We start from the raw sequence: 18,846 nt of genomic DNA on the forward strand, positions 1-18,846 counted from the left end.
GCGATCGCCTTAACAGACCCTTTAGAATAAAATAACCGTCATTCACCATCAAGAAGAATCCTATGTTAGCTGACTATCATCAACAAGCCGCAGAACGGGCAAAATTGGGCATTCCTCCACTTCCCCTGAATGCCGCACAAACGGCCGAGCTTTGTGAACTACTCAAAAATCCCCCCGAAGAGCAAAAAGGAGAACTCTTAAGTTTATTGCGAGACAGGGTTCCGCCTGGGGTAGATGAAGCGGCCTACGTCAAAGCCGGTTTTTTAACGGCGGTGGCAAAAGGTGAAATTAGTTGTCCATTTATTTCCGCCCAGGGCGCGGTGAGTCTGTTGGGGACAATGATTGGTGGTTACAACGTTCATTCCCTGATTGAATTGCTCAAATCTAGGGATGTCAATATCGCCGCCACTGCCGTTGCCGCCCTCAGCAAGACCCTCTTAGTCTTTGATGCCTTTAACGAAGTTTTAGAACTATCGGAAATCAATCCCTACGCCAAACAGGTGATTGATGCCTGGGCCAATGCCGCTTGGTTTATCAATAAGCCCAAATTAGCTGAAAGTATTACCGTCACCGTCTTTAAAGTCCCTGGCGAAACCAATACTGACGATCTTTCTCCTGCCACCCATGCCACGACTCGCCCCGATATTCCCCTTCATGCCCTAGCGATGTTGGAAAGTCGTTTACCTGGCAGTTTAGAAGTGATTGCCGAACTTAAACAAAAAGGTCATCCCGTTGCCTATGTTGGTGATGTGGTGGGTACAGGGTCTTCCCGCAAATCGGCGATCAACTCTGTACTATGGCATATTGGCGATGATATTCCCTTCGTTCCCAATAAGCGATCGGGCGGTTATATTTTGGGTGGGAAAATTGCCCCGATTTTCTTTAATACTGCCGAAGATTCGGGCGCGTTACCGATTGAATGTGATGTCTCAAAACTGAATACAGGGGACGTAATCACCATTTATCCCTACGAAGGGGTGATTAAAAACGAAGCTGGGGAAGTCGTTTCTAGTTTTACCCTCAAACCCGATACGATTCTCGATGAAGTACGGGCAGGCGGTCGTATTCCCCTGTTGATTGGGCGCAGTTTAACGGATAAAACCCGTCATGCGCTGGGATTAGAACCTAGTACGTTGTTTGTTCGTCCCACAATGCCCGCCGATACAGGCAAAGGTTTCACCCTGGCGCAAAAAATGGTCGGTAAGGCTTGCGGTCTCCCTGGAGTTCGTCCTGGGACATCCTGCGAACCGATTATGACCACCGTTGGCTCCCAGGATACCACTGGCCCCATGACCCGCGATGAGTTAAAAGAACTTGCTTGTTTAGGGTTCAGCGCGGATTTAACCATGCAAAGTTTCTGTCATACCGCCGCCTATCCCAAACCCGTGGATATTACCACCCATAAGGAATTACCCGACTTTTTCTCCACACGGGGCGGTGTGGCTTTGCGTCCTGGCGATGGCATTATTCACTCCTGGTTGAATCGGATGCTCTTACCCGATACTGTTGGTACAGGCGGTGATTCCCATACGCGTTTTCCTTTGGGGATTTCCTTTCCAGCAGGTTCGGGTTTAGTTGCTTTTGCGGCGGCCTTGGGAGTGATGCCTTTAGATATGCCAGAATCGGTTTTAGTACGCTTCACGGGGGAATTACAGCCAGGTGTTACCCTGCGCGATATTGTGAATGCCATTCCCTGGGTCGCCATGAAACAGGGCAAGTTAACCTTTGGCAAGGAAAATAAGGTTAATGTCTTCAATGGTCGGGTGATGGAAATGGAAGGTTTACCCGATCTCAAGGTAGAACAAGCATTTGAACTAACCGATGCGACGGCGGAACGTTCCTGTGCAGGTTCGACGATTAAACTCAGTGAAGAAACCGTTGCCGAATATCTGCGCTCCAATGTGGCTCTGTTGAAAAATATGGCTGCGCGGGGTTATCAGGATGCTCGTACCATTCTGCGTCGGGTGGTGAAAATGGAACAATGGTTAGCCAATCCTCAGTTAATGTCTGCCGATTCTGATGCGGAATATGTTGACACTATTGAAGTCAATTTGAACGAGATTAAAGAACCAATTGTGGCGGCTCCTAATGACCCCGATAATATTAAATTAATGTCGGAATGTGCGGGAGACAAAATTGATGAGGTCTTTATCGGTTCTTGTATGACGAATATTGGTCATTATCGGGCCGCGGCGAAGATTTTAGAAGGGGCTGGAACGGTTAAAGTTCGGCTTTGGATTTGTCCTCCCACTCGCATGGATGAAGAGCAATTACGCAAGGAAGGAATTTACGAAATCTTTGAGGCGGCCCAAGCTCGCACGGAGATGCCTGGTTGTTCTCTTTGTATGGGCAATCAAGCCCGTGTGGAAGATAATGCAACGGTATTTTCGACCTCTACTCGTAATTTTAATAATCGTATGGGTAAGGGAGCGCGAGTCTATCTTGGTTCGGCTGAATTGGGGGCGGTTTGTGCCTTACTCGGTAAGATTCCAACGGTCGAAGAATATATGGCGATCGTGCAGGAAAAGGTTGATCCTTTTGCAGGGGATTTATACCGTTACCTCAACTTTGATCAGATTGCGGGTTTTGAGGATGAGGGCCGTGTAATTGCTCTTGAAGATATGCCCAAGATTGAGGATATTTTGGGGATTCCTGCGGGAGCTTTGAGTTAAAATTTGCTTTGGGTGGGTCTTCATGGCTCACCTTTGACTAAAATAAGGAGGAGAATGCCCGCAAAAGATCGCTATCACAATACAGTTAAAAATGCTTTAATCAAGGATGGTTGGATAATCCTTGCTGATCCTTATACGGTTGAATATGAGGGTGATAATCTTTATGCTGATTTATTAGCTGAGAAGACTTTATTGCCTGAACAACAAGAGCGCATAATTGTTGTAGAAATTAAAAGTTTTATTGGCCCCTCGCCAATGAATGATTTTCAAAATGCTTTGGGTCAATATCTTTTATATCGTGATTTTCTTGCGTTTTCTCATAAGAATTATAAGCTTTATTTGGCGGTCAAAAATTCAATATTTGATACGTTTTTTCAAAGAAAATCAATTCAGGCTGTTATCCAACATTATCAAATTAATTTTGTTATTTTCAATGATAAAAAGGAGGAAATTACTTCATGGATAAAGTCACAAAATATCGAATATTAATCAAGGATATTCTCACAGTGTATGATCAATTGGTTCATAAATCCCCCGATTATGATGCTGAAACTTGTTTAGTATTTGATGAAAACCATGATCATTATCTTTGGTTAACGGTTGATTGGCAAGATGATAAACGGAAAAAGTCAACTCATGTTCATGTTCGCATTAAAAACGGGAAAATTTACATTGAGGAGGATTGGACAGAAGAAGGAATTGCGAATGAATTACTCAGGGAAGGAGTACCAAAGGAGGATATTGTTTTGGCATTCTATGCTCCCGAAACTCGTAAGTTCACCGAGTTTGCTGTTGCTTAAGGTTCGGTCTCTCAAGGCTTTGGACTATTTTTCTTTGATTTGAGGATAGCTACGGGAGTTTTGAGCTAAAATTAGTTTGGGTGGGTCTTTACAGCCTACCTCGATTTAACTTCATTTTTATGGGAAAAAGTCATTTTAAAAAAGCGATCGCGTAGGAATCTGGCTTCGCCAGCGTGCGTCTTTGGAAGCCCGAATTGCTGAACATCAATTACAATTGTCTAAACTCAGCGATCGCGTTTTGAGGATTAGAAATGGTGATCGCTGTTTTTATTGAGTTTGGGAAAGGCGATCGCTGTTTTGTTGTGGAGAGAGGAGAGGGCGATCGCGTTTTATAGAGTTTGGAAGGCGATCTCGTTTTTATAGAGTTTGGAAGGGCGATCGCTGCTTGATTGTGGAGAGAGGAGAGGGCGATCGCCGTTTTAAGTGAAGTTTGAGAAGGGGCGATTGCTGTTTTATTAAGTTTAGGAAGTGCGATCGCGTTTTATAGAGTTTGGGAAGTGCGATCGCAGTTCATTAAGTTAAGGTGCGATCGCGGTTCATTATCTCAAACTGGAAAGAAGGCGATCGCGGTTTATTCTCTCAAATTAGAAAAAAGGCGATCGCGGTTTATTGTCTCAAATTGGAAAAAGGGCGATCGCAGTTTGTTTTTGTAAGTTGAAAAGAGGCGATCACAACAAAAAATTATTTAATGAGTTTGTCATATTCTGAGTGTGTACCAATCCAAAACCAAGAAATACCAGATTCCACCTCGATTCCCACCGCTCGATAACTTGAACCGACTCGAACAGACCAATATTTACCGCTAAGTTTTTTAAAATGTAACGAGGGATGGCCTGGATTTGTTTTGAGAAGTTGATAGGATTGATTTGCTATATTCTGAATACTTTCAGGGAGGGCATCATAACATTGCCAAAAGCGTCGGGTGTTATAGTGCATCAGATTGTTTGACAATGGCCAGCCTGAAATTCAGCCAATGCTTCTTGCCCAAAAGCCTCTAAACGACCGTTAGCAATATCTTGTTCTATTTGTTGATCCCAGTGTTCATAGTCTAAATCTGCAAACCATTGTTTTAATGCTTCCAAGTCTTTTGCAGACAAGGCAAGAATATCGGTTTCGATTTGCTCTAGTTTTGACATAAGCAGGGGAGAAATGATTTACAGCCTAATTTTAGCAAACAGAGCGCGGCTTATTGTCTCAAATTGGAAAAAGGGCGATCGCTGTTTCAGGTTGAGGGATGGAAAGCGATCTCGTTTTTAAGTTCAGAATTAAGTGTTGGCGGCGATCGCCTTTACATCAATTTTGTTATCTAGAATTGATGAATATAGTCTGACAAAATTGGCATGAAAGATAGTGATTTTATCTTTTTAACAGTTAATTTGTGTCAGAAGTTTCTGATTCTTCTCCAATCGTTTGCTGTGAGACATGACGAATATGAAGAATCCGAACCGTTGGTATTTTTTCCTCTACAATAACAAAAAGAATTCGATAGAAATTATGTCCTCTACCGTAGAGTAACTGGCGAATTTCTTGGCTAAAATAATAGTCTTCTCTTGCTAAAGCACAGCGTCTAGGCATCTTAGACAGAGACTCAATTGCTTTCAGTAAACCTGAGTACCATTGACTTGCTTTTGTCGGAGAGATAAGTTGAGATAAACGCAGAAATGCGCTGTCGGCTTCCGATTCAGCAATACTTGAAATTTCGATATGATATTTCATTTGTCATCCGGAAGATTATACTTGCGGCGTTGCTCCTCAGCAAAATCGTCAAAAGATCGAGATTTTCCCGTTTCAAAATCCTGCAATCCTTGTTGAATACCCCTAACTGCCTCTTGCGAATCTTGTTCCTCCCAAGTTAAAGCATTAGCCAACAATTCAGATGCAACCGAACTAACATCTTGACCGCATTGCGTTGCTCTTTCATATAGTAATAATTCTAGTTCAGGACTAAGGGTGACAAAAATCGTCATTGAATAACCTCTTCTAACAAGAATGTGTTTAGTTTATATTGTAACAATAAATATTGATTTTATTTGGCTAAAACTTTATCTTAAACTAAAGCGATCGCAGTTCATTAAGTTAAGGGGCGATCGCTGTTTGTTTTTGTAAGTTGAAAAGAGGCGATCGCTGTTTATTGTCTTAAATTGTAAAAGGGGCGATCGCAGTTTCTTTTTGAGAATTGGCAAGGGGGCGATCTCAGTTTACTCTCTTCAACGGTCAAGAGGGCGATCACTGTTTATTATCTTAAATTAGAAAAGGAGTGATTGCTGTTTATTTTTGTAAGTTGGAAAGAGGGTGATCGCTGTTTAGTCTCTCAAATTGGAAAAAGGGCGATCGCTGTTAGTAAAATGATAAGTAGGCGATCACTGTTTATTTTTGTACGATAATAGATTAATCAGCATCAATAAATCCTTTTAAAGCAGCAACAACAACTTTAGCGACGGGATGATCAATTGCTTCTTCAAATGCTGCTGATCCCGCTTCTTTAAGAGCGTTAATAGTACGAGTTTTAAGGGGTAAATTAGAATCAATGGTTTCAACAATTTTTGAACCCATTTGCATTTGACCGAGAGGAGTATTAGAATTATAATCAGTAGAGAGTTGACTAATTAATGCGTTAATATCGTGAGCAGCTTGGGCAAGGTTTTGGCTATTATTGTAATTGGTGACTTTATCACGGCCAACTTTATCACCGTAGATTTTATCGCCAGCAACATTGTCGCCACTTTCGCTTTTTTGATAAATATTAGACATAGAAGGACTGTTATGAATTGCAATATTAATTTTATCAGATTGTCGAAAATTTTGAGTTTCGGGGCGAATACCATTCAGTAGTTTTCTAACACTTACGCATTCTCTCATACCTTCTGGAAAATATTCATCTTGAGAAATTGATTCAAGAAAAAGCAGATGATCATAGCTGACAGTTGCTATTCCTTTAGGATCTTGAGGAATAGGAACACGTTCTTCTGGCAGTTTCGAGAAGCTGTTATGAATGTTATTAAAATAACCCCGAATTTCTGCTAAAAAATCGCGGCGAGTGTTGACTTGACCATTAATTGCAATGAAAATCTTTTTGTCATAAAGATCGGCTTCTACTAGGGCTTGGTTATCGTTGCAAAATAGAACAACACCTGTCCGCCAATAGGTCTGCTCAAAAACTCGATGGTGCATTTTCACAATAAAACGGGAGATAACACTCTGGGCAAGAATGGAGTAATGATATTCAAAACGTAGTGCTTCTTGCCATTGAGTACGGTCGAGATGCTCAGGTGCAGTTTTAGGTAAAAGATTCGGCAGCAGAAATGTTTGGTTATCAATAGCAAAACATAGCTCAAACTTCTTCATTATTGAAATAATAAAGCTGTGTTTTTGTGGAGGATAAAGATAGTGTGGAAGAATCTCACTTAAGATAGCAAAAGAAAGAATACCTTGATAACGATCAATTAAAGGATCATGGTTAATAATTTTATAAATTCCTGTTGTCACCCATTCAGGGTTAATGACATGAGTATCGCTGACTTGGGGATCATCATAAAAATTTAAAACAATACCTAAATCATGAAGTAAGCTAACTAAAACTTTTTGTTTTTTAGTTTCTAATATTTGATTTTCTTCACAAATTTGCTGATATTCTTCATAAGGAATATAATTTTTCTTGAGACCTTCGAGATGTGTCTTCACCTCAAACCATTTTTGAGGTAAAAGATCACCGACGTGCTTAAGATTGCCAATTTCACGATTAATAAATTGTTGCAATTCTTCAATTCCTAATCCTGTTTTGCAAGAAGTAGCAATAAAGTCTTTAATCTGCGGATATTTGCGTTGTAAGCCTCGTTGATCAATATCTAAAGGATGTTCATCATTTTTGTTACCGACAATAATAATGGGAGAATCACCACCAAAACTTTCGATAGTATTTAGCCAATATTCCAAACGATTTTCATCTTCAGTTTGACGATTATTAAGAACAAGCAAATAGAGGCTACGTTTAGTTAAAAAGAATTGATGAGTGGCGTGCATAATTTCCTGACCACCAAAATCCCAAATGTTTAGACGAATACTACGGTTGTTTTTATTTATCTGAAAAACCTCAAGATTGCGAATAGAAATACCGTCAGTTTTGTTTTCATCAGAACTAAAACATTCCCCCAATAAACATTTAACAATAGATGTTTTTCCAACTGTTCCCTGACCAACAAGAATTACTTTTGCCTCATTAAGGGGTTGCATTTCTTGTTCTAAATAATAGGTAATCACTGATTGTGGATCGCCATCATCCCAATAATCTTTTCCCCAACCTTTACGAATAATTTCAGGAAGGATTGGCAAGGGATTACTAGCAAGAACAAAACATTTTAAATTAATTAATTGATCAATCTCTTTAGGCAAACTGTTTAACTGATTGAGATGAATGTGTAGTCTCTGCAAATTTGTCAACAAACAGATCTCTCTCGGAAGCCGATTTAGTAAATTTTCGCTAAGAACAAGTATTTCTAGGTTGATCAAATTTTTAATTGTATCTGGCAAGCTTTTCAATTGATTATTTGAAAGATAAAGTTTTTGTAAATTTACAAGTTTTGAAATTGCTCTTGGGAGATTTTTTAAGCGATTTCTTGAAAGGTAAAGTTCTCGTAAATTCGTGAGTAGAAAAAATTTTTCTGGTAACTCTTCCAAATTATTTTGTGTCAAGTAAAGTACTTTTAAGCTTGTAAGATTGCCAATCTCTTCTGGAAGGCGACTCAATTGATTCCCTATTAAATTAAGTTCTTGTAAATTTGTAAGTTTAGATATTGCCCAGGGCATCAAGCTTAATTGGCCATCAATGTTCAAATGATTTCTACGGAGATCAAGTTTTTTTAAAGAGGTTAGTTCTAGAAAAGTATCTGGTAAAAATGTTAAATTATTATTGCTGAGATTGAGTTCGTGTAAATTGGGAATTGTGGTAATATTGTGTGGAATTGTTGTAAGAGCTAAGTTACTGAGATCGAGATAATCTATCTCTCTCCGCTTAGCCTGTTTAATACGTCGTTGTGCTTCAAAATAGCCTTTATCTCTTGCCATTATTTACTCCTTTTTTAAGTGTGATAGCCGATAAAAGTAGTCAATTTAAGCGGATACAGACAATTCTTCTCAAGTAGAAGACAGCGATCGCCAAGGTACAATCAACTCTAACTTATCCCCTAACTGTTGACGAGCAACATCCAACTCATAGGCTTTTTGTAAATTCATCCACATCTCAGCCCCCGTATTTAAAAAATAGCCTAATCGGAGAGCAATGTCGGCTGTAAGATTAACTTGACCCATTAAAAGTTCCTCAATAGTCTTGTCTGAAACCTTAATATATTGGGCCAACTGCTCAACACTAAGACCCATAAACTCTAACTCGTCCGCTAAAATTTCCCCAGGGTGAATAGGTTCTTTCCAATCTTTCATAACCAATACCTCTAATGATAATCTACAATTTCAACATCATAGGGAGAATCATCCCACAAAAAACAAATGCGAAATTGATCATTAATACGAATACTATATTGTCCCATTCTATCCCCTTTTAAACGTTCTAAACGATTACTCGGTAAATTCGCTAAAGCTTCTAACGTATCGGCACTATCTAAAATACGCAATCTTTTCAGAGCCGATCGCTCCAACCCTGAAAACTTCTTGACAAACACTCGATTATAAAGTTTTTCTGTATCCTTACAACGAAAACTTTTTATCATCTCCTAAGCAACTTCCCCCAAAATCTGATTTTATTATCCTAAACGCAATTTTCTCCCTAGCCAACTTCACGATAAAATAACCCTAAACCGTTAATCTTAAACCCATGACCACACCCTTTACCCCTGCCGAAATTGCCTCCGAAGGACTCAAACCCGAAGAATACGCCGATATTGTCCAACGGCTGGGCAGACATCCCAACAAAGCCGAACTAGGGATGTTTGGGGTCATGTGGTCAGAACATTGTTGTTACAAAAACTCGCGCCCCCTCCTCAAAAACTTTCCTACCACCGGCGATCGCGTTTTGGTCGGGCCAGGAGAAAACGCAGGGGTCGTAGATTTGGGAAACGGATTACAACTAGCTTTTAAAATCGAATCCCATAACCATCCGTCAGCAGTAGAACCCTTTCAAGGAGCAGCTACTGGAGTCGGGGGAATATTGCGCGATATTTTTACTATGGGAGCCAGACCGATCGCTATTTTAAATTCCCTACGGTTTGGTAACTTAGACGATGCGCGTAATCGCCGTATTTTTATGGGAGTCGTAGATGGTATTTCACACTACGGAAATTGTGTCGGTGTACCAACCATTGGCGGTGAAGTCTATTTTGATCCCGCCTATTCAGGCAATCCCTTAGTGAATGCCATGGCCCTGGGCTTAATGGAAACCGAAACCATTGTCAAATCGGGAGCCGCAGGGATTGGTAATCCCGTTTTATATGTGGGTTCCACAACGGGACGGGATGGTATGGGAGGAGCCAGTTTTGCCAGTTCGGAATTAACTGATGACTCCATGAGCGATCGCCCCGCCGTCCAGGTCGGTGATCCCTTTTTAGAAAAATCCCTAATAGAAGCCTGTTTAGAAGCCTTTAAAACGGGAGCAGTGGTCGCGGCCCAGGACATGGGAGCCGCAGGCATTACCTGTTCTACTTCCGAAATGGCTGCCAAAGGTGGAGTGGGAATTGAACTAGATTTAGATAAAATTCCTGTGCGAGAAACGGGCATGATTCCCTACGAATATTTATTATCCGAATCCCAGGAACGAATGTTATTTGTGGCTCACAAAGGACGGGAACAGGAATTAATTGATATTTTTCACCGTTGGGGATTGCAAGCGGTTGTTGCGGGAACTATAATTGAAGAACCCATCGTTCGTATCCTATTTCAAGGGGGAATTGCTGCCGAAATTACTGCTACCGCTTTAGCAGATAATACGCCTATTTATCATCGAGAATTAGTCAAAGAAGCCCCTGAATATGCCCAAAAAGCCTGGCAGTGGACAAGCAATAATTTACCCGTAGCTCAACAGAATGGGATCGAAGTTAATGGTCAATTAAAAAGCTGGAATGACGTTTTAAAAATACTTCTCGATACCCCTAGCATTGCCTCGAAAAAATGGGTTTATCGCCAATACGATCATCAAGTCCAAAATAATACCGTTCTCTTGCCAGGGGGAGCAGATGCCGCCGTGATTCGGGTTCGTCCTGTCAACGCGAATCCAACCGATTGTACCATTGGAGTCGCAGCAACCACCGATTGTAATCCCCGTTATGTTTATTTACATCCCTACGAAGGGGCAAAATTAGCGGTAGCAGAAGCGGCTCGAAATTTAAGTTGTGTGGGAGCCGAACCCTTAGCGGTAACGGATAATTTGAATTTTGGCAGTCCCGAAAATCCCATCGGTTATTGGCAATTAGCAACCGCTTGTCAGGGTATTGCCGAAGCCTGTCGAGAGTTAAGTACACCCGTTACAGGAGGAAATGTTTCGCTCTATAATGAAACCCTAGATTCTGAGGGCAAACCCCAATCCATTTACCCGACTCCTGTGATCGGCATGGTGGGGCTAATTCCCGATTTATCGAAAATTGTGGGTCAAGGTTGGCAACAAACGGGGGATTTAATTTATTTATTAGGGAATAATGCTCACAATATTTTAGGCGGTTCGGAATATCTAGCAACTCTTCATCAAACGATCGCTGGTCAGCCTCCCCGTCTCGATTTTGAATTAGAGAAAAAAGTACAAGCCGCTTGTCGTCATGGTATTCGTCAAGGTTGGTTGAATTCCGCCCATGATTGTGCTGAAGGAGGTTTAGCTGTGGCCTTAGCTGAGTCTTCTATTAGTGGTAATTTAGGGGCAGAAATTGTGATTAATACGGACAATCAACGCTTAGATGAATTGTTGTTTGGAGAATCCGCCAGTCGCATTATCGTTTCCGTTCATCCCCAACATCAAACTACTTGGGAAAATTATCTTCAAGAAACTTTAGATAACAACTGGCAAAAGTTAGGAGTAGTGGGTTCTTCTTTTGGAAATTTAAGCATTTTAAATCTTCATAATACGACTTTAATTGATTCTGATGTAGTCACTATTAAAGAAATCTGGGAAAACGCGATCGCCCTTCAGTTAACTGACTTTTCCCGTTAAGTGTTGTTTACCATGACCAAAATTATGTTCTAAGTGATAGCCCCGATTTTTGAGAATATTGTGATTCTCGTTCTCAATGCGCCAACGTGTCCGTCCAGCACGACAGCCATCAAGAACGATTTGAGGGGTGAGAGAATGGTTGGTAATCCAACTATTGTGATAGAGGAGTTGAGTATCGGATTCGCGGTAGATTTTTACTTCACACCAGTTAACCAACAAAGCAGGCTTTTGCTCTCGCAGGGGAATTTGATTGAGATAACGACATTGCCAAATCTCAAAATACTTCCCATTCCAACGTCGGTGTCGAGTAGTTTTGACTTCCCCATTGGCTTCTAAATAGGCTAACCACCCCGCCAGAAATGAATTGCCACACTGCTACCATAAATGCCGGTAAAGGCGATCGCAGCCAATCCACCGGCCTTCAAAGACTGTAAAAGTTCTTTAAGCGTAATTTCCATTTGACGATTGGTTCTCAAAGCTACCCCATTAGACCTATCATAGATTTTGTTGTCATTCAAATCTTCAGAATTGTATTTAGGTAGAAAGCTATGGATATTTTGACATTGGGCTGGGTCAGCGTACTGGTATTGTTTACCTGGTCGATTTCGATGGTAGTTTGGGGCCGTAACGGTTTCTAGGGATTTTAACAACAGTGGCAATAGAAACAACGACGCTACTTAACACTCTGTTTTTAGCCGCCCTTGGCCTTTTAGTCATTGTTAGCGGTGGTATTCTCTATCTCACCACCTTGGAATGGCGCGATCGCCGTCGTCAAGATCGAGATAAAAGACTGGGTAGTTAACTTTTAGCTTGAATAAGTACAATTAACGGCGGCAGTAGGGAAAGGTTTAACGGGATGAGTTTAACGTGATCGGTTTACAACGCACTCAACGACTGAAACGGTTCTGGCTGATTTTCGTTTTAGTGGGAGCCTTGATTGTCTGCAATTCAATTACTTCTCCTAGTCAAGCCAAAACACTGCCGCCCCAACCCTCCACCGTCATTGTGGCTGTGGGGGATATTGCCTGTGATCCCCAAAGTCCCTACTTTAACGAAGGGAAAGGTAAGAATGACAATTGTCAGATGCGGGCAACGGCGGATCTCGTACCGAAAATTAAACCAAAAGCAGTGCTTGTGCTAGGAGATAATCAGTACGAAAAAGGGGAGTTGGAAAATTATCGGAAATCCTATGACCCAACCTGGGGAAAGTTTAAAAGTATTACTAAACCTGTACCGGGTAATCATGAATATGCCACGGATCAAGCGGCTGGTTATTTTGATTATTTTGGCAAACTAGCCGGCGATCGCACCAAAGGTTACTACAGTTTTAATTTAGGGAACTGGCATCTGATTGCCCTGAATTCTAACTGTGAATTTGTGGGCGGCTGTAATGCAGGTTCTCCCCAGGAAAAGTGGTTGAAAGCAGATTTGAAAGCTAATTCTAAAGCTTGTACGCTTGCTTTTTGGCATCATCCCCGCTTCTCCTCTGGCTTACATGGGAATAACAAAGCCCTAGATATTTTTTGGCGGGATCTATACGCCGCAGGAGCGGAACTGGTGTTATCCGGCCATGACCATGACTATGAACGTTTTGCTCCCCAGGGCTTAAACGACACCGTTGATCTAAAACAGGGGATTCGTCAATTTGTGATCGGGAGTGGCGGCAAAAATCTTTATCCGTTTAAGACGGTGCGGGCCAATAGCGAAGTTCGCAATAATGACACCTATGGCATTTTAAAATTAACGCTCCAACCCCAAGGTTATACTTGGGACTATAAGCCTATCCCTGGGAGTGATTTTACTGATCAGGGAAAGGCAACCTGTCATTAATGCAGAGAACTCAAAAGAGATAACGGTCTATTCAGCTTGGGTCATGGCATAGAAACCAGCCGCTTTTCCAGACACCGCCGAGCCATCTTTTTGGGAGACAATCACCGCACTGATTTGATCGCTCATAATGGCGGCTTTCTTTTCCGTTTGCTTCTCACAGGTCAATTCAAGTAATTCTGGTGTCGGCGATCGCATAGCAGCAATCAGTTTTTGGTAGAGTGCCTCAGCATCAATGGCTTCTTTACGTTGAACGGAAACAGGAACAGGCGAATATTTTAGGGTTACATCAATACTAATCATGGAAACTCCAACAAAAAGAAATGCAATAAAGAGGCTTTAACCAGTAAAGCAGTTTTTTGAAAGCTTGGGGCGACTCTTGTTGGGATCTTATTGGGAAAACATCTTCACGGAGATAGAACGGCAAGATGGGCGATCGTCGCATTACGAGAAAAACCGCGATATTTAAAATGGCAAAATGTGCTTAAACTGACAAAGGGCGATCGCTCCCTAAACTGGAATCTAAGTCAATACGACCATTACAACTTGTTCAAGATATGTTTTTTTAGACATGATCGTACATCTTTTGAATGAGAAGATTGATGGGGAAATTATTGCTAACTCCCCTATTATAATCTATTGATCTGCTCCTTCAATCGGTGCAAAACCTTGACGCTGAATATTTTCAGTTACATGACGCGGCTCTAAAAATTGCAACAAATAATCAGGGCCACCTGCCTTTGAACCCACTCCCGATAACTTAAAACCGCCAAAAGGTTGACGAGAAACGATCGCCCCTGTAATGGTGCGATTAATATAAAGATTGCCCACTTCAAACTCACGGTTAGCGCGATCAATATGCTCTGGAGTGCGAGAGAAAAGACCGCCCGTTAAGGCATAATCTGTGCCATTAGCGACGGCTAAAGCTTCATCAAAACTAGCAACTTTAATTACTGCGATAACGGGGCCAAAAATTTCTTCTTGAGCAATAATATCGTGGGCAGAAACATTTTTGAAAATGGTCGGACTGACAAAATAACCGTCTAAGTTAATGTCACCCGTTAAGGCAATTTCTGACTCTAATTTGCCCTTTTCGATGTATTCCTTAATGCGTTTTTGTGCAGTGCCATCAATCACAGGCCCGACTTGCGTACTAGGGTCATCCGTTGGCCCCACATTTAAGGATTTAGCAGCCTCCACAAATCGCTCCACAAAGGCATCATAAACAGGCTCTAGGACAATTACCCGCGAACAGGCTGAACATTTTTGACCCGTATAACCAAAGGCGGAATAAACCGTACTAGCTACCGCTTGATCGAGGTCAGCACTTTCATCCACGATGATGGCATTCTTGCCGCCCATTTCGGCAATGACCCGTTTTAAATGCTTTTGACCAGGCTGTAAAACCGCCGCATCGGCATAAATTCGACAGCCCACTTCCCGCGATCCAGTAAAGGCGATTAAATGCACATCGGGATGATTAACCATGTGGGAACCGACCACAGAACCTTTACCAGGCACAAATTGAAATACACCTTTAGGAATGCCTGCGGCGATTAAAATTTCGGTGATTTTTGCCGCAATTACGATGGAAGTTTCCGCTGGTTTTAAGAGGGTACAATTACCTGTTACTAAGGCCGCGACGGTCATACCAACAGCGATCGCAAGGGGAAAATTCCAGGGCGAAATAACGAGAGCTAGACCACGCGGTTGATAGAAATAGCGGTTAGTTTCCCCCGCAATATCGTAATTGTGACCGCGATCTAATCGTTCCATTTCATCGGCATAATAGCAACAAAAATCAATTGCTTCGGAGACCTCGGCATCGGCTTGGGGAATGATTTTACCGACTTCCAAACAAATCCAAGCATTCAATTCATGGCGACGCTCTTCCATGATTTTGGCCGCATTACGCAGGATTGCACAGCGTTCGGAAACTGGGGTTTTCTTCCAGGCTGGGAAGGCATTTTTGGCCGCTTCTAGGGCTTGATCGGCTTGGTCTAAATTAATTAAACCGACTTTACCAATTAGTTCTTGAAAACGGGAAGGATTAACGGAGTCAATATAAACTTCTGTATTAACGTATTCGCCGTTAATATAAGGTAAATAAGTTTTTCCTAAACTATTTTCAACCTGATTTAAGGATTCTATTGCTTTGTCTCGCAAAACCGAATTGGCATAGTCGGTATCAGGAGAATTAGCATAACCTTTGGTGGGTAAATTGGGAATATTTAACACTTTAGGCGCAGCAATTAAATCCTCAACAGGACGGTCTTCTAAACTTTGGCGCAGGAAAGAACTATTGGCAGTATTTTCTAACAGCCGACGAATTAAATAGGCCATGCCTGGTAACAATTTACCGTAGGGCGCATAGACCCGAACCCGATGACCGCGTTTGACTAAAGCCTTGGCCAAAGCGTCACCCATACCGTATAAAACTTGCATTTCAAAACGGCGTTTAGGAATTTGTAATGTTTCCGTGATCGCACAGGCTAGGGCTTGGGAACGCACATTATGACTACCGATCGCCGCGTATAAATATTCGTGATTTTCCAATAATAAACGGGTCATACGCTCATAATTGGTATCGGTTTCTGCCTTTTCGTGATAGACAGGAATGGGCCAGTGATTTTGTTGGGCTTTGATAGTTTCTTGATCCCAATAGGCTCCTTTAACTAGGCGAATAGTAACAGGATAACCGCGATGTTTGCCCCACTCAATTAACTGTTTTAAATCTTCTTCGGAGTCTCGTAAATAGGCTTGTAAGGTGACACCAATATCGGTACGAGAGCGAAATTCTGTTTCGATTAATAATTCCTTGAGAATATTTAAAATAACATCTTTATAGGCGTACTGTTCCATATCAAAATGAACGGCAACTCCTAATTCTTTGGCGCGACGTAATAAAGCTCGAATGCGATCGCAGACTTTAGCTTTACTGCCCTCTGGATCGAAGGAATCAAATTGGGAATAAAAAGCGGTTAATTTGACAGAAACCTGAACCGTAGGCACAATTTCATCATCAGCTTGATCAATTTGAGCCACCCTTGACCAACTTTTTGCTTGCTGTGTCAACTGTTCCATTAAGTTTAAATAACTTTGGTAATAGGCTTCGGCTTCCGTTTCGGTAATAACGGCTTCTCCTAATAGGTCAATGGTAAAACCCATCTTTTCCTTGCGTAACCGTTCAACGGCTTTAATCACCTGTTCAATGGTTTCCCCAGAGATATATTTAAAGGCGAGGGTTTCCGTTGCTTTACTAATGGTTGCGGCAGCTAATTGAGCGGGGGGAGTATGGGGATCAGTAAAGTTTAAAATGCCTTTTAATGCCCCAGGTAATTCGACATTTTCTTGTCCTAAATATTGTTGTAAATGGTTAGCAATTTCGGCGTTACTTTTCAGAGCAGGTAAACAATCAATAAAGCGAAACAATTGCATTCTTAGCCCAGGACTGGCCATAGCCCAATCTAATAACTTGTCGTCCCAACGCAGGTTATCACTAATTTTGTCCCACAGCGATCGCTTTTCACGGGTTTGGGCGAGGAGTTCCATGGCGATTTCTCGCGCTTTTTCTTCGTAATTGTGTTGAGTTGTAAGTTGGGTAACCACTGTTAATGCGCTCCGATTTAGTCTTGAGTTAGAGATATTTCCAGATGTTCTATTATAACGCAGTCAGCCTTTAATGGATTGTTAGACACGTTTTTTTTCATTAGACCTCTTGCAAAAGTTTTTTAACGGTTGATATGAAAAATACATTTAATCTAGAAAATTCGCCTCGACTGTCAAAAACGGTGAACAACTCATCGAAAATCAAGCCAAAATAATCTCTTAAAGAAGAACAAAAAATTGGCACACTCAATCCGCTCAGCTTGTCTCCAAAAGCTGAACTTAAAGAATAAATTATCTTGAATAACTGGACAGTACGAAGTTTATGGATGCCAGATAAAGTAATAACTATGCGGCCAAAGTAAGCATATCAGGGCTTGGGGAAGAGGCAAGTTTAGCGGCAAGGAATTTAGGCAAAAGCAGACTGGGTGGACTTTGAGGAAAAATCATTTGGGCTTGATCCCGCATTTCTCACAAATTGAATTGAGAAGCTAATTTTGAAGTTAAAAATTGATACTTTTAAAAAATAAGAGAAATTCTTAAAGTTGCCCAGCGATGAGCTAACACAATTCTAAGTACAGGACAAAAGGCTTGAAAAGTATACGAGAAAGGGGTTTCATGGAAGATGAACGTAATGTAAGAAAACCCATGAACCAATATAACGCATTGAAACAAGCCCTAAAACCCCATTTGGGATGGCATGGTGCCAGACTCTCCTTCCTAGCCTTGTTCTTACTCGCCCTCCTCAAAGTGAAAACGGTTAACCTTAAAGAATTGGCTCTGGGTTTTGAAGGTCGGGCATTGGTGGATTCTCATTACAAACGCTTACAACGCTTTTTCTCAGGATTTGAGCTGGATTACCATCACATTGCCCGTATTGTAGTCAGTTGGCTGGATATCCCTCAACCTTGGGTATTAAGTATTGACCGCACAACCTGGGAGTTTGGCAGTCATGGTTATAATATCCTCACTGTCGGCATTGTCCATGAAGGAGTAGCCATTCCCATCTTGTGGTGGATGCTTAGCAAGAAAAAGGGCAATTCTAACAGTGATGAACGAATGCGTTTTATCGAGGAGATGCTCAAGATTTTTCCCACCGCCCTGATTCGTTGTTTATGTGGCGACCGTGAGTTTATTGGTCAGGCTTGGCTTCGCTATCTTCTGCTCGAACCGCTACTGGCTTTCTGTCTGAGAATTCGGGCTACGGACAAGATTGAGCACAATGGCAAGCTTTTGGCCGCCAAAGTCATTTTTGCCCATCTTGCAAAAGAGTGAATCTCAACGTCTTCAAGGGAGTTGTCGGGTTTGGGGATATCCTGTTTCTGTAGAGGCTCTTCGCTTGCCTGATAATTCTCTACTCATCGTCATTGGACATCCCGATTCCCAAGGTCTTATTCACGATTATGCCCTGCGTTGGGGCATTGAAACCCTTTTTGGCATCTTTAAGACTCGTGGCTTTTGCTTGGAATCTACTCACTTTACTGACCCCAAGCGTCTTCGTAAGCTTTTGGCTTTACTGACTTTAGCTTTGGCTTGGTCTCTCAAAACTGGTCTAGCAATTCATCATCTTCATCCCATTCCCCTCAAGAAACATGGTCGCCTAGCGCAGAGTCTTTTTCGTCTTGGTTTTGACCATCTTCGTCATCTTGTTCTTAATCCTTCTCTACCCAATTTTTCTCTTTTTCTCGACTCCCTACATTTTTTGTCCTGTACTTAGAACACAATTAACCAAATTTTTCGGGAGTAACAGACAAAATCTAATTAGTTAGTCAAAATTATCATGACAAAATGGGCTGAA

The 18,846-nt window shown here is 41.7% G+C and carries 19 protein-coding genes and 1 pseudogene; 9 read left to right on the forward strand and 11 right to left on the reverse strand.

Translation table 11 applies throughout. The features are described 5' to 3' along the window. Window positions 1-62: 62 nt before the first annotated feature. From acnB to KA717_37985, 4 genes are all read left to right on the forward strand, one after another. Window positions 63-2,672 (forward strand): bifunctional aconitate hydratase 2/2-methylisocitrate dehydratase, encoded by a 2,610-nt coding sequence (gene acnB, locus KA717_37970; protein UXE61124.1) that lies wholly within the window; start codon window positions 63-65, stop codon window positions 2,670-2,672. 54 nt (window positions 2,673-2,726) lie between these two features. Continuing rightward, on the forward strand, window positions 2,727-3,161 hold the full coding sequence (locus KA717_37975; GenBank protein ID UXE61125.1) for a XisH family protein: 435 nt from the start codon (window positions 2,727-2,729) through the stop codon (window positions 3,159-3,161). Beyond that, window positions 3,131-3,472, forward strand: coding sequence for a XisI protein (locus tag KA717_37980; protein UXE61126.1), 342 nt, complete (start codon window positions 3,131-3,133; stop codon window positions 3,470-3,472). Before KA717_37975 ends, KA717_37980 begins: the two co-directional genes overlap by 31 nt. A gap of 497 nt (window positions 3,473-3,969) precedes the next feature. After that, window positions 3,970-4,125, forward strand: a complete 156-nt coding sequence (locus tag KA717_37985) for a hypothetical protein (protein UXE61127.1) — start codon at window positions 3,970-3,972, stop codon at window positions 4,123-4,125. 28 nt (window positions 4,126-4,153) lie between these two features. Here the strand turns inward: KA717_37985 and KA717_37990 are convergent, their stop codons facing one another. The 8 genes from KA717_37990 to KA717_38025 form a co-directional block, all read right to left on the reverse strand. Beyond that, window positions 4,154-4,408, reverse strand: a complete 255-nt coding sequence (locus tag KA717_37990; GenBank protein ID UXE61128.1) for a hypothetical protein — start codon at window positions 4,406-4,408, stop codon at window positions 4,154-4,156. Beyond that, window positions 4,408-4,608: a hypothetical protein gene (locus KA717_37995; protein UXE61129.1), complete on the reverse strand. Its 201-nt coding sequence runs from the start codon at window positions 4,606-4,608 to the stop codon at window positions 4,408-4,410. The genes KA717_37990 and KA717_37995 overlap by 1 nt, the downstream gene beginning before the upstream one ends. A 235-nt stretch (window positions 4,609-4,843) precedes the next feature. Further along, complete coding sequence (locus KA717_38000) at window positions 4,844-5,188, reverse strand: type II toxin-antitoxin system RelE/ParE family toxin (protein UXE61130.1); 345 nt, start codon at window positions 5,186-5,188, stop codon at window positions 4,844-4,846. Further along, window positions 5,185-5,439, reverse strand: coding sequence for a hypothetical protein (locus KA717_38005; protein ID UXE61131.1), 255 nt, complete (start codon window positions 5,437-5,439; stop codon window positions 5,185-5,187). The genes KA717_38000 and KA717_38005 overlap by 4 nt, the downstream gene beginning before the upstream one ends. 75 nt (window positions 5,440-5,514) lie before the next feature. Then, a complete protein-coding gene (locus tag KA717_38010; GenBank protein UXE61132.1) occupies window positions 5,515-5,655 on the reverse strand; it encodes a hypothetical protein in 141 nt (46 codons plus the stop codon). Window positions 5,656-5,860: 205 nt separating this feature from the next. Further along, window positions 5,861-8,533 carry a GTP-binding protein gene (locus KA717_38015; protein UXE61133.1) on the reverse strand — a complete coding sequence of 891 codons (2,673 nt, stop codon included), beginning with the start codon at window positions 8,531-8,533 and terminating at the stop codon, window positions 5,861-5,863. Window positions 8,534-8,602: 69 nt separating this feature from the next. Next, window positions 8,603-8,905 (reverse strand): HigA family addiction module antitoxin, encoded by a 303-nt coding sequence (locus tag KA717_38020; GenBank protein UXE61134.1) that lies wholly within the window; start codon window positions 8,903-8,905, stop codon window positions 8,603-8,605. 11 nt (window positions 8,906-8,916) lie between these two features. Then, window positions 8,917-9,192, reverse strand: coding sequence for a type II toxin-antitoxin system RelE/ParE family toxin (locus tag KA717_38025; GenBank protein ID UXE61135.1), 276 nt, complete (start codon window positions 9,190-9,192; stop codon window positions 8,917-8,919). Between the two features lie 104 nt (window positions 9,193-9,296). On the opposite strand from KA717_38025, the gene purL reads away from it, so the two are divergent. Further along, window positions 9,297-11,615, forward strand: coding sequence for a phosphoribosylformylglycinamidine synthase subunit PurL (gene purL, locus KA717_38030; protein UXE61136.1), 2,319 nt, complete (start codon window positions 9,297-9,299; stop codon window positions 11,613-11,615). Here purL and KA717_38035 read toward each other — a convergent pair. After that, on the reverse strand, window positions 11,595-11,831 hold the full coding sequence (locus KA717_38035; GenBank protein ID UXE61137.1) for a hypothetical protein: 237 nt from the start codon (window positions 11,829-11,831) through the stop codon (window positions 11,595-11,597). The genes purL and KA717_38035 overlap by 21 nt on opposite strands. Before the next feature lie 332 nt (window positions 11,832-12,163). Here KA717_38035 and petN point away from each other — a divergent pair, with 332 nt between their 5' ends. From petN to KA717_38050, 3 genes are all read left to right on the forward strand, one after another. After that, window positions 12,164-12,253, forward strand: a complete 90-nt coding sequence (petN, locus tag KA717_38040) for a cytochrome b6-f complex subunit PetN (GenBank protein UXE61138.1) — start codon at window positions 12,164-12,166, stop codon at window positions 12,251-12,253. Between the two features lie 14 nt (window positions 12,254-12,267). After that, a complete protein-coding gene (locus KA717_38045; protein ID UXE64944.1) occupies window positions 12,268-12,417 on the forward strand; it encodes a hypothetical protein in 150 nt (49 codons plus the stop codon). A 65-nt stretch (window positions 12,418-12,482) separates the two neighbouring features. Further along, window positions 12,483-13,445: a metallophosphoesterase gene (locus tag KA717_38050; protein ID UXE61139.1), complete on the forward strand. Its 963-nt coding sequence runs from the start codon at window positions 12,483-12,485 to the stop codon at window positions 13,443-13,445. A gap of 27 nt (window positions 13,446-13,472) precedes the next feature. Here the strand turns inward: KA717_38050 and KA717_38055 are convergent, their stop codons facing one another. Then, window positions 13,473-13,745 carry a hypothetical protein gene (locus KA717_38055; protein ID UXE61140.1) on the reverse strand — a complete coding sequence of 91 codons (273 nt, stop codon included), beginning with the start codon at window positions 13,743-13,745 and terminating at the stop codon, window positions 13,473-13,475. 333 nt (window positions 13,746-14,078) lie between these two features. Continuing rightward, entirely contained in the window at window positions 14,079-16,994 is a 2,916-nt protein-coding gene (pruA, locus tag KA717_38060; protein UXE64912.1) for an L-glutamate gamma-semialdehyde dehydrogenase, read from the reverse strand. Between the two features lie 702 nt (window positions 16,995-17,696). Here pruA and KA717_38065 point away from each other — a divergent pair. Then, window positions 17,697-18,765, forward strand: a pseudogene (locus KA717_38065) (IS4 family transposase). Window positions 18,766-18,846 lie beyond the last annotated feature (81 nt).

The sequence above is a fragment of the Woronichinia naegeliana WA131 genome, from assembly GCA_025370055.1.
Lineage (GTDB): Bacteria > Cyanobacteriota > Cyanobacteriia > Cyanobacteriales > Microcystaceae > Woronichinia > Woronichinia naegeliana.